An 11,027-nucleotide genomic window follows, 5' to 3' on the forward strand; every position below is an offset into this window, starting at 1 on the left:
ACCCGTGCCAACACCCGCGCCATCACAGGGCCAGAACTGCGCACCATCATCCAGGGCAATGACCAGAATCGGGACGAGTTGCTGTACTCCAGCGTGAAGGGCAAGAAACCCTTCAAGGACAAGCGTGTGCGCCAAGCCTTCTACCAGGCGATCGACATCGAAGGGATCAAGAAGACCGTGATGCGCGGCGCTTCCAACCCCTCGGCCCTGCTGGTGGGACCGGGCGTGAACGGTTTCCAGCCCGACGCCAAGCGCCTGCCGTTTGACGTGGAGGCCGCCAAGAAGCTTATGGCAGAAGCGGGCTACCCCAATGGGTTCGAAGTGGCGATGAACTGCCCCAACGACCGCTATGTGAACGATGGCCGCATCTGCCAGACCGTGGCGGCCAACCTGTCGCGCATCAACGTCAAGATCAACCTGCAGGCTGAAACCAAAGGCACCTATTTCCCCAAGATCTTGCGCCGCGACACCAGCTTCTACATGCTGGGTTGGACGCCTGCCACCTACGACTCACACAACGCGCTCAACGCCCTCGTGCGCTGCGTGGACGACAAGGGCGCCGGCCAGTTCAACCTCGGCGCCTACTGCAACCCCAAGGTGGATGAGCTGACTCTCAAGATTCAGGCCGAGACTGACAAGACCAAACGCAACGCCATGATCAAGGAGGCCTTCGATCTGCATGCCGCGGATGTCGGCCACATCCCATTGCACCAGCAAGCGCTGGCATGGGGGGTGAGCAAGAACGTGAAGCTTGTGCAGCTGGCTGACAACTTCATGTACTTCAAGTGGATGAGCATCGGCAAGTAGGCAGCCTCGCTAGCGAGCCCGAAGTTCCCTGAGACCGTTCACGACCCCAACACCGCACCACGGTGATGGACTGCCCGCAGCAACACACGGCCGCTACCCGCGCCACGTGTTGCTGCCTGTTCACTGCTTCCCCACGATGAAAACAACCCTTGCCCGCTGGTTTGACAGCGATATCGGCTACAGCTTCCGCACATCGCCCATGGCGATCCTGGCCGCTGTCATCGCCTTGATCTGTGTGTTCTGTTCGGTGTTTGCCGGATGGGTCGCGCCCCACAACCCCTTCGACCTGGCGACGCTCGAACTCAGCGATGCCCGCCTGCCCCCGGCCTGGAGCGCCGAAGGCTCGTCCAAGTACCTGCTGGGCACCGACGACCAGGGCCGCGACATCCTTTCGGCGCTGATCTACGGCGCGCGCATCTCGCTGGTGGTGGGCCTCGCCTCGGTGGTGCTCTCGGTGGTGGTGGGCGTGGCATTTGGCCTGCTGGCGGGTTTTCGCGGCGGCTGGATCGACGCGGTGCTCATGCGCCTGTGCGATGTGATGCTCTCGTTCCCCGCCATTCTGGTGGCGCTGCTGATCGCTGGCGTGGGCCGCGCACTGTTTCCCAATGCGCACGAGTCGCTGGCCTTTGGTGTGCTGATCCTGTCCATCTCGCTCACGGGCTGGGTGCAGTACGCACGCACGGTGCGCGGATCCACGCTGGTGGAGCGCAACAAGGAGTACGTGCAGGCCGCGCGCGTGACCGGTGTCGCACCGCTGCGCATCATGCGCAAGCATGTGCTTCCCAATGTGATGGGTCCGGTGATGGTGCTGGCCACCATCCAGGTGGCCACGGCCATCATCACCGAGGCGACGTTGTCCTTCCTGGGCGTGGGTGCCCCGCCCACGTCGCCTTCGCTGGGCACGCTGATCCGCATCGGCAACGACTACCTGTTTTCGGGCGAATGGTGGATCACCGTGTTCCCGGGCGCCATGCTGGTGCTGATTGCCCTGTCGGTGAACCTGCTGGGCGACTGGCTGCGTGATGCGCTGAATCCTCGCCTGCGTTGAAGAAATGGAGAACAACCCCCTGAGCGGCTGCGCCGCTTCCCCCTTCTCTGGCATCGCCGCGCGATGCGGTAGGGGGACGCCACCCGCGCTGCGGGGCGGCCCTTGCACGGTGGCCGTGGGCCTCGGCCGTGCCCGTTCAATCTTCTGCGTGCAGCGCACAGAACTGTGAATCACTGATATGTCTCTTCTCGAAGTCAAAAACCTCGTTGTCGAATTTCCGGGCCGCCGCGGTACCCTGCGCGCCCTGGACGACATTTCCTTCTCCATCGCACCCGGCGAGATCCTGGGTGTGGTGGGGGAGTCCGGCGCGGGCAAGTCGCTCACCGGCGCCGCCATCATCGGGCTGCTGGAGCCCCCGGGCCGCGTGGGGTCGGGCCAGATCCTGCTGGAGGGCCAGCGCATCGACAACCTCGGCCATGAGGAAATGCGCCACATCCGGGGCCGCCGCATCGGTGCGATCTTCCAGGACCCGCTCACCTCGCTGAACCCGCTGTACACCGTGGGCCGCCAGCTCACTGAGACCATCCTGGCCCATCTGCCGGTGACACCCGCCGAGGCCCGCCAGCGCGCCATTGCGTTGCTGCAGGACACCGGCATTCCCGCCGCCGCGGAGCGCATCGACCATTACCCGCACCAGTTCTCGGGCGGCATGCGCCAGCGGGTGGTGATTGCCCTGGCCTTGGCGGCCGAGCCCAAGCTCATCGTGGCCGACGAACCCACCACGGCGCTGGATGTGTCCATCCAGGCGCAGATCATCACGCTGCTCAAGAACATCTGCAAATCGCGCGGCGCCGCCGTGATGCTGATCACCCACGACATGGGCGTGATTGCCGAAACCTGCGACCGCGTGGCCGTGCTGTATGCCGGGCGTGTGGCCGAGATCGGCCCCGTGCACGACGTGATCAACAAGCCTGCGCATCCCTACACCGCTGGCCTCATGGCTTCCATTCCCGACATGGCGGTGGACCGTGAACGCCTCAACCAGATTGACGGAGCCATGCCCCGCCTGAACGCCATTCCCTCCGGCTGCGCCTACAACCCCCGCTGCCCCAAAGCCTTTGACCGCTGCTTGACCGAGCGCCCCGACCTGATGGATGCGGGCTCCACCCGAGCCGCCTGCTGGCTGCACGCGGGTACCTCCCCAGCCGCTAGCGCCGCCACGAAAGCCGGGGTGCCCGCATGAGCGCCGCAGCCACCACCCCCTCCGCCGCCGTGAAGGGCAGGGCCCTGGTCCAGGCGCATGACCTGGCTAAGACGTTTGACGTCTCTGCCCCCTGGCTCAACCGCGTGATCGAGCGCAAGCCCCGTACCCTGCTGCACGCGGTCGACGGCGTGAGCTTCGAGATTGAGAAAGGCAAGACGCTGGCCCTGGTCGGCGAATCCGGCTGCGGCAAGAGCACCGTGGCTCGCCTGCTGGTGGGGCTGTACGAGCCCACGCGCGGCGGCCTGACGTTTGACAGCCAGGACGCGCATGCAGCCTTCAAGGGCCACAACGCCAAGGCGATGCGGCGGCGCATCCAGATGATCTTCCAGGATCCGTACGCCAGCCTGAACCCGCGCTGGCTGGTCGAAGACATCATCGGCGAGCCGCTCAAGGAGCATGGCCTCATCACGGACAAGGCGCAGCTCAAAGAGCGCGTGGGCCAGCTGCTGAAGTCAGTAGGCCTGTCGCCACTGGACATGGTGAAGTACCCGCACCAGTTCTCCGGCGGGCAGCGCCAGCGCATCTCCATTGCACGCGCCCTGGCCACCGAGCCCGAGTTCCTGGTGTGCGACGAACCCACTTCGGCCCTCGACGTGTCGGTGCAGGCCCAGGTGCTCAACATCATGAAGGACCTGCAGCGCGAGCGGCAGCTCACCTACCTGTTCATCAGCCACAACTTGGCCGTGGTGCGCCACGTGAGCGACCAGGTCGGCGTGATGTACCTGGGCCGCCTGGTGGAGCTGGCGGACAAGCACACCTTGTTCGACACGCCGCGCCACCCGTACACGCGCATGCTGCTCGATGCCATCCCCAAGATGCACGATACCGGGCGCGCCCGCACCCCGGTGCAGGGCGAGGTGCCCAACCCGCTCAACCCGCCCCCGGGCTGCGCGTTCAACCCCCGCTGCCCGCATGCCAACGAGCGTTGCCGGGCGGAGCGTCCGCAGCTGCTCAGCATCGGCGGCATTCGCATTGCGTGCCACGCAGTGGAAGAAGGCCGCATCTAAAGCATTGCTCCTGAAAACATAGCTTGACGCGCTTGCTGGGCATGCGCTACGGGCCTTTCCGTGCCCAAGCCGCCGTTGCGCACCGCGCACGGAGGGCTTGGCCTTGCGCTCTTGCGCGGGGCAGGGGGGCCGGGCTGTTGCGGCAAGCTGCACGGAAGTGGGACCGATGGCTGGACGGCGCTTGCGCCGAAGCCGGCGGTTCGCAACCGTGAACGCCGGCGGATTCTGCGCACTTGCCAAATTGCGCTTGGTGGCTGGGCTGGTGATTCGTATGATGTCTTATTACCAGATGTTTCCATGCCGGGGCGTCTCCTGAAGCTTGAAGCTTCTTTAAGAAGTCGCCCTGCCCAACCCCTTTGTTGTTTCCATCCATGTTCGCTTTGTTGCTGGCGACTTGCCCCGCCCCTGCGCGCGCCATTTCTTTCCAATCGCTGAACAAGTTAGCCAAGTTCTTCCAGTCGCCGTGGCGGCACGGTGGCCGCGGCCTTTTCCACACGCTGTGGCTTCTCGCATTGACCCTTTCGATGCTCGCGCATGTGGCGCCCGCCCATGCCGCCATGGAGATCCGCACACTGATCGACAGCGACAACAACCCCGCGACCGGCTGCACCGTTGCAACGCCCAGCGGGGCCTTCGGCGGCGTCGAGCAGGTGGCGATCACCCGCATTGACCTGCTGGCGGCCGAGCCCGTGGGCGACGTGGCCCGCGAGGTATGCCAGAGCGGGGTGATGGTGGCCGACCCGAGCTTCGTGCCTACGGCGCCCCTGCGCTGGCCCGTGGGTATCGGTGCCGCTGGTATCCACACCGACGTGGTTGAAAGCTATGCGCAACTCGTGAATGCATCGAAGACTGTGCGGCTGGGGTTCGTGACGAGCACCACGGATGGCAGTGCGGCGCCCACCGCCTTGCTGTCCACCACAGGTGGCGCCGGTGCACCGATCCTTCTGGCCGCAGCCATGGCAGTTCCGGCGCTGGGAGGTGGCGGTCTTCTGCTGGTAGCGGGTGCGCTGGTGTTTGTCACCTATCGCTTTGCCCGCGTGCGTCGCTATGCGGCCACGGCCGTGGCCTTGTGCCTGCTGCTTGTGGTGAGCCTGGCCTGGGCCGCAATCGTGCGCGACGGCTCGCCGTCCGACTGGGGCAGCACCCCGCCCGTGGCCACCGCGGCGACGACCGGGCCCCACCAGCTGGCGGCCGTCTATGCCCGGCTGGAGGGGCGCATCCTGCATCTGCGCTACGACCTCGACCTGGACGTGCGGGATGGCGCTCCACTGGACGACGGGCCGTACGCCACCACGGTGGGCACGCCGCTGTCCGTGCCCGCGCCAGGCCTGCTGGCCAACGATGCCCCGGGCAGCCCACCTGCGCAGGTCCGTGAGTTCCGCGTGCAAGGGGCAGCATCCAACACACCGGCGGGCGGAGTGGTCACTTTCGCAGGCAACTCGCTCACGGTGGCTCCCGATGGCGGCTTCACTGTGGGGGCGCCCACCATTCCTGGCACCTACCGCTTTGAGTACCGCGCGCACAACCGACTGACGCCCGGGGGGTGGGGTGTGGCCACGGTGGAGGTGGCTGCTGGAAACGTCTGCGGCGATGGCATCCGCAGCGGGGCAGAGGTGTGCGACGACGGTAACAACGTGACGGAAACCAGCTGCCCGGATGGCGTAGCCAGCTGCTCGGCCTGCAATGCCACCTGCACCGCAACACTGAGCCTGACGGGTGCCATTTGCGGCGACGGCATCCGCAGCGGCGGCGAGGTCTGCGACGACGGCAACAACGTCACGGAGACCAGCTGCCCCTATGGCAGCCCTACCTGCATGGCCTGCAACGCCAACTGCACGGCGTCGCTGAGCTTGACCGGCTCGTTCTGCGGCGACGGCATCCGCAGCGGCGCCGAGGTCTGCGATGACGGCAACAACGTAACGGAAACCAGCTGCCCGGATGGCGTAGCCAGCTGCTCGGCCTGCAATGCCACCTGCACCGCAACACTGAGCCTGACGGGTGCCATCTGCGGCGACGGCATCCGCAGCGGCGGCGAGGTCTGCGACGACGGCAACAACGTCACGGAGACCAGTTGTCCCTATGGCAGCCCTACCTGCATGGCCTGCAACGCCACCTGCACGGCGTCGCTGAGCTTGACCGGCTCGTTCTGCGGCGACGGCATCCGCAGCGGGGCCGAAGTCTGCGACGACGGCAACAACCTCACGGAAACCAGCTGCCCTTATGGCAGCCCTTCCTGCATGACCTGCAATGCCAGCTGCACGGCAACGCTGCCCCTGACGGGTGAGTACTGCGGCGATGGCGTTGTGAACGGTGGCGAGATCTGCGACGGCACCCCCGGCTGTTCGGCCATGTGCACACCGCTGTAGTCAACCTCATCCCGGCGCGGCGATGCCCGGCGGCGTGCTGCGCTACGCGTAGCGCTTGGCGCGCAGGTTTTCCTTCATCTGCTGCAGGATCGGCTGCAGCGAGCCGCCGATGCGCAGCGCCACGCAAGTGGCCAGCACGTCGATGATGAGCAGGTGCATCAGCCGCGACACCATGGGGCTGTAGCGGTCGTAGCCTTCGGGGTGGTCGGCGGCCAGGTGGACCTGGCATGTGCTGGCCAGGGGCGAGCCGCTGGCGGTGATGGCGATGGTGGTGGCGCCGTTCTTGCGTGCGATGTCGGCGGCGTCCATCAGATCGCGCGTGCGGCCTGAATTGGAGATGATCACCGCGCAGTCGCCCGGGCCGAGCAAGGTTGCGCTCATGACCTGCATGTGGCCGTCGCTGGCGGCGATGGACGTGATGCCCAGGCGGAAAAACTTGTGCTGCGCGTCTTGCGCCACGATGCCGGAATTGCCCACGCCGTAGAACTCGATGCGCTTGCCCGTCTTCCAGGTGGCCGCGATCGACTCGGCCGCGCGTTCCAGGGCCACCGTGCTGGCAGCGTTGCGATACTGCAGGAAAGCCGCCACCGCGTTGTCCACCACCTTGACCAGCACGTCCCCGGTCTTGTCATCCGCATCGACGCTGCGGTGGATGAAGGGCACACCCTCGCTCACGCTGCCCGCAAGCTTGAGCTTGAAATCCGCCAGCCCGTCGTAACCCATGCTGCGGCAAAAGCGAACCACGGTGGGCTTGCTCACGTGCGCGCGCTCTGCGAGCTCGCGCACAGGCAGGCGGGCAAAGGTGCGGGGGTCGGTCAGCACCAGCCGGGCAACGCGCTGCTCGGCGGGGGCCAGCGAGGGCAGGGAGGCGGTGATGCGTTCAAGCATGTCAGTACCACAGGCAATCGATAACGAGGTAACGCCAATGTAACTCGGTTTCACTGCGCAGGCTGTGGCAGGAACAAGGCGTCTACACTTGCAGTTTCCCGGTGGCCGCGCCCTCCATGAGGCTCTTGGTGGTGAGGCCCGCTTGTTCCCTGCTCTCCGATGAGACTTACGCCATGAATCAGCTCGACGCCCTCAAACAGTTCACCACCGTGGTTGCCGACACCGGCGACTTCAAGCAACTGGCGCAGTTCCAGCCCCAGGACGCCACCACCAACCCCTCGCTGATCCTCAAGGCCGTGCAGAAGCCTGAATACGCACCGCTGCTGCAGGACACCGTGGCCCAGTTCCGGGGACGCCCCCTGGACGAGATCATCGACCGCCTGCTCGTGCGCTTCGGCCGCGAGATTCTGGCCACCATTCCGGGCCGCGTGTCCACCGAGGTCGACGCGCGCCTGAGCTTCGATACCAGCGCCACCGTCACGCGCGCCGAACGCATCATCGAGCTGTACCAGGCCGAGGGCATTCACATCGACCGCGTTCTCATCAAAATTGCGGCCACCTGGGAAGGCATCCAAGCCGCCGAGCAGCTGGAGCGCAAGGGCATCCACACCAACCTCACGTTGCTGTTCTCGTTTGCCCAGGCGGTGGCTTGCGGCCAGGCCAAGGTGCAGCTCATCTCGCCCTTCGTGGGACGCATCTACGACTGGTACAAGAAGCAGGCCGGTGCGAGCTGGGACGAGGCCGCGCGCGCTGGCGCCAACGACCCTGGCGTGCAGTCGGTCACGCAGATCTACAACCACTACAAGCGTTTTGGCATCGCCACCGAGGTGATGGGCGCGAGCTTCCGCAATGTGGGGCAGATCACGGCCCTGGCCGGCTGCGACCTGCTGACCATTGCACCGGAGCTGCTGGCGCAGCTGGCGGCCAGCGATGCGCCGCTGCAGCGGGCGCTGGATGCGGAGGCTGCCAAGGCCATGGATTTGCCCGCGGTGAACTATGACGAGGCGGGCTTCCGTTTTGCGTTGAATGAGGACGCGATGGCGACGGAAAAGCTGGCTGAGGGCATTCGTGCGTTTGCGGTGGATGCGGTGAAGCTGGAGAAGCTGATCCTCGCCGCTTGAGCTTGCTCTAGAGTGTTTTTGGCGGCTGGCGCTTGTGGATCAAGCGCCAGCCGCTATTGTTTTTGTAGTGGACTGGTGAAGGGGCGGAGAGCGTGTCGGGTGATCCCGCGTGGGGCCTCCATTGCAGGCCATCCAAAGCCACCCACCACCGACTACGCCGCAGGCAACCGCATCCCCACCCGCACCCCCTTCGGCACCATCCCCTCGGCCACCGTGCGGCCGCCGTGCCGCAGCGCGATCTCCTCCACGATCGACAGACCCAGTCCGCAACCGCCCGCCTTGTCCGACCCACGCCAGAAGCGCGCGAACAGATCGCCCAGGTGCTCGGCCGGCACGCCTGGCCCATCGTCCTCCACCACCAGCAGCGCCCATTGCCCGGGCTCCTCGCGCCCCACACGCACCGTCACGGTGGCGCCGGGGCCTGCGTAGTGCAGCGCGTTGTCGATGAGGTTGTTGAGCGCTTCGCGCAGCAACAGCGGATGGCCTTGCACAGGCAGGCTGTCGACGCCTTCGTAGCCCAGGTCCATGCCCTGTGCCAGGGCGCGGGCAGCCCACTCGCGGGCCACCTCGCGGGCAAGGCACGCCAGGTCGATGGCCTGCATTTCCACGTTCGATTCCGAGCGCGCCAGCTGCAGCAGCTGGTGCACCAGATGGGCGCTGCGCTGGGCCGCCGAGAGCACCTTCTGCAGCCGCTCCTGCACGGCCGGTTCGTGGCTCTCGTGCAGCGCCAGTTCGGTCTGGCCTATGAGCCCGGCCAGCGGCGTTCGCAGCTGGTGCGCGGCGTCGTTGAGGAAGCGCTTTTCCTTTTGCTGGCCGCGGGCCACGGTATCGAGCAGGCGGTTGATGGTGCTGGCCAGCGAATGCACTTCCTGCGGGGCTGCGGTGAGCTCGATGGGGGGCAGCGCATGGCTGCCGCTCTGGGGTCGCAGGCCCGCCTGTTCGATCTGCGCTTCCAGCCGCTTCAAGGGCTGAAGGCCTCGCAGCACGCCAGCGTAGACCAGCGCACTCATGGCCAGGCCCATCAATCCCATGGGCAGCAGCATCTGTTCCAGCAGTTCCTGTGCGATGCGTTCGCGGACCGTCAGGCTTTGCGCCACTTGCACGCGCAGCGTCTGGCGCGCCTGAGGCGTGCCGTAGTCCACGTCCAGCAGGGCCACGCGAACCGGCTTGTCGTCCAGCCGCGCGTGGTAGAGAAAAGGGTCTCCCACCTCCACGGTCACGGGCGGCGGGGGTGGCAGCTGCGCGTTTCCCAGCAGGAAGCGCCCGGGGGGCGAGGACACCATGTACGTGACGCGGTCGGCCGGGTCCTGCTCCAGAATGTCCTGCGCTGCCTTGGGGAAGTCCACCAGCAACCCGTCGCCGATGGGCTTGATCTGCCGCGCCAGGGCACGCACCGACTGCGTCAGCGTCTGGTCAATGCCCTTCTCGCCGTTCTGCAGCGCCACGCGCCAGGCGAGGAAACCGCCCGACAGCCACAGCACCAGCTGCGGCAGCAGAAGCCACAGCAGCAGCTTGCGTTGTAGCGAAACCCCCGGGACGTGGCGCATATCAAATATCCGAGTGGCCTGGTGAGGTCCACGAGCGCGGGGGAAAGGCGCGCTGCGCCACAGGGGCGTGACCCATCTACGGCCTGTTCAGCATGTAACCCAGCCCGCGGATGTTGCGGATGTTGAGCGGTGATGCATCCAACTTCTTGCGCAGGCGGTGCACGTAGACCTCCAGCGCGTTGGAGTTGAGCGGGGCGGCGGCCGGCTGGCCGGGCTCGGGCGGGCTGGCGCGCCAGGCGGCCAGCACATCGTCGCGGGTGACCACCTCGCCGCAGCGGTGGGCCAGCAGCTCCAGCAGCTCCCATTCGCGCAGCGTGAGTTCCAACGGCTCGCCGTTGAGTGCCGCCGCGTGGGCCACGTGGTCCAGCACCAGCGGCCCGATGGTGGTGCTGGAAGGGCCCGCGCTGCTGGTCTGCGTGAAAGCGGGCTGGCGGGCACGACGCAGCATGGCTTGCAGCCGTGCCTGCAGCTCCTGCATGTTGAAGGGCTTGGTGAGGTAGTCGTCCGCCCCGGCGTTCAGGCCGCGCACGCGGTCGTCCACGCCATCGCGGGCCGTGAGGATCAGCACGGGCAGGCCCGCAATATGGGCCCGCGTCCAGTGGAGCAGTTCCATGCCATCGGCGCCCGGCAACCCCAGATCCAGGATGATGCCGTCCACTGCCTGGCTCTGCAAAAGGGCGGTGGCATCCGCCACGCTGCCGGCCGTCGCCACGCCGTAACCCAGTTGCGCAAGCTGACCGCTCAAGGCGTCGAGCAAGAGGGCGTCGTCTTCGACAATCAGTATCGTGGCCATGGGTTTGAGCATAACAAAGGCCCCGGTTCTCCTGCGGAACGGGCCGCGAAGCCAGACTCAGGGTAAGCCCCGATAAAACAATTAATTATTGTAATTAAAGTACACCCTGCGCTGAACGGCACCGGTATCTCGGCGCATGCAATGCACACCGGGATTCATTCGAACGAGGAGACATGGAAATGAAGATGACAAAAATTGCTGCCGTGGTGGCGATGGCGGCTGCGATGTCGGCCCATGCCGGCGAAG

Annotated in this window: 9 protein-coding genes; 6 read left to right on the forward strand and 3 right to left on the reverse strand. The window is 66.1% G+C overall.

Annotation, left to right across the window (positions count from 1 at the left end):
* The 5 genes from MRY84_RS17585 to MRY84_RS17605 all read left to right on the forward strand — a co-directional run.
* Window positions 1–807 (forward strand): ABC transporter substrate-binding protein (locus tag MRY84_RS17585; RefSeq protein WP_291506995.1); only part of this gene is annotated, 807 nt, incomplete at its 5' end.
* A 136-nt stretch (window positions 808–943) separates the two neighbouring features.
* Window positions 944–1,855: an ABC transporter permease gene (locus tag MRY84_RS17590; protein ID WP_291506996.1), complete on the forward strand. Its 912-nt coding sequence runs from the start codon at window positions 944–946 to the stop codon at window positions 1,853–1,855.
* A 178-nt stretch (window positions 1,856–2,033) separates the two neighbouring features.
* Window positions 2,034–3,038: an ABC transporter ATP-binding protein gene (locus MRY84_RS17595; protein WP_291506997.1), complete on the forward strand. Its 1,005-nt coding sequence runs from the start codon at window positions 2,034–2,036 to the stop codon at window positions 3,036–3,038.
* Window positions 3,035–4,066 (forward strand): dipeptide ABC transporter ATP-binding protein, encoded by a 1,032-nt coding sequence (locus tag MRY84_RS17600; protein ID WP_291506998.1) that lies wholly within the window; start codon window positions 3,035–3,037, stop codon window positions 4,064–4,066. The genes MRY84_RS17595 and MRY84_RS17600 overlap by 4 nt, the downstream gene beginning before the upstream one ends.
* 371 nt (window positions 4,067–4,437) lie before the next feature.
* The gene (locus tag MRY84_RS17605; RefSeq protein WP_291506999.1) at window positions 4,438–6,432 is read left to right on the forward strand and encodes a hypothetical protein; all 1,995 of its coding nucleotides are present in this window, start codon (window positions 4,438–4,440) and stop codon (window positions 6,430–6,432) included.
* A gap of 42 nt (window positions 6,433–6,474) precedes the next feature.
* Here MRY84_RS17605 and MRY84_RS17610 read toward each other — a convergent pair whose 3' ends face one another.
* Window positions 6,475–7,320: an SIS domain-containing protein gene (locus MRY84_RS17610; RefSeq protein ID WP_291507000.1), complete on the reverse strand. Its 846-nt coding sequence runs from the start codon at window positions 7,318–7,320 to the stop codon at window positions 6,475–6,477.
* A gap of 173 nt (window positions 7,321–7,493) precedes the next feature.
* On the opposite strand from MRY84_RS17610, the gene tal reads away from it, so the two are divergent.
* Window positions 7,494–8,441 (forward strand): transaldolase, encoded by a 948-nt coding sequence (tal, locus tag MRY84_RS17615; protein ID WP_291507001.1) that lies wholly within the window; start codon window positions 7,494–7,496, stop codon window positions 8,439–8,441.
* Between the two features lie 152 nt (window positions 8,442–8,593).
* Here the strand turns inward: tal and MRY84_RS17620 are convergent, their stop codons facing one another.
* Window positions 8,594–9,988: a sensor histidine kinase gene (locus MRY84_RS17620; protein WP_291507002.1), complete on the reverse strand. Its 1,395-nt coding sequence runs from the start codon at window positions 9,986–9,988 to the stop codon at window positions 8,594–8,596.
* A gap of 76 nt (window positions 9,989–10,064) precedes the next feature.
* Window positions 10,065–10,781, reverse strand: a complete 717-nt coding sequence (locus tag MRY84_RS17625) for a response regulator transcription factor (RefSeq protein WP_291507003.1) — start codon at window positions 10,779–10,781, stop codon at window positions 10,065–10,067.
* Window positions 10,782–11,027 lie beyond the last annotated feature (246 nt).

This window comes from Acidovorax sp. (genome assembly GCF_022763525.1).
Taxonomy (GTDB): Bacteria; Pseudomonadota; Gammaproteobacteria; order Burkholderiales; family Burkholderiaceae_C; genus Acidovorax.

Coding starts and splice junctions, on each gene's coding strand:
- MRY84_RS17595 (WP_291506997.1), top strand. CDS start 2,034: ATGTCTCTTCTCGAAGTCAAAAACCTCGTTGTCGAATTTCCGGGCCGC.
- tal (WP_291507001.1), top strand. CDS start 7,494: ATGAATCAGCTCGACGCCCTCAAACAGTTCACCACCGTGGTTGCCGAC.
- MRY84_RS17605 (WP_291506999.1), top strand. CDS start 4,438: ATGTTCGCTTTGTTGCTGGCGACTTGCCCCGCCCCTGCGCGCGCCATT.
- MRY84_RS17620 (WP_291507002.1), bottom strand. CDS start 9,988: ATGCGCCACGTCCCGGGGGTTTCGCTACAACGCAAGCTGCTGCTGTGG.
- MRY84_RS17600 (WP_291506998.1), top strand. CDS start 3,035: ATGAGCGCCGCAGCCACCACCCCCTCCGCCGCCGTGAAGGGCAGGGCC.
- MRY84_RS17625 (WP_291507003.1), bottom strand. CDS start 10,781: ATGGCCACGATACTGATTGTCGAAGACGACGCCCTCTTGCTCGACGCC.
- MRY84_RS17590 (WP_291506996.1), top strand. CDS start 944: ATGAAAACAACCCTTGCCCGCTGGTTTGACAGCGATATCGGCTACAGC.
- MRY84_RS17610 (WP_291507000.1), bottom strand. CDS start 7,320: ATGCTTGAACGCATCACCGCCTCCCTGCCCTCGCTGGCCCCCGCCGAG.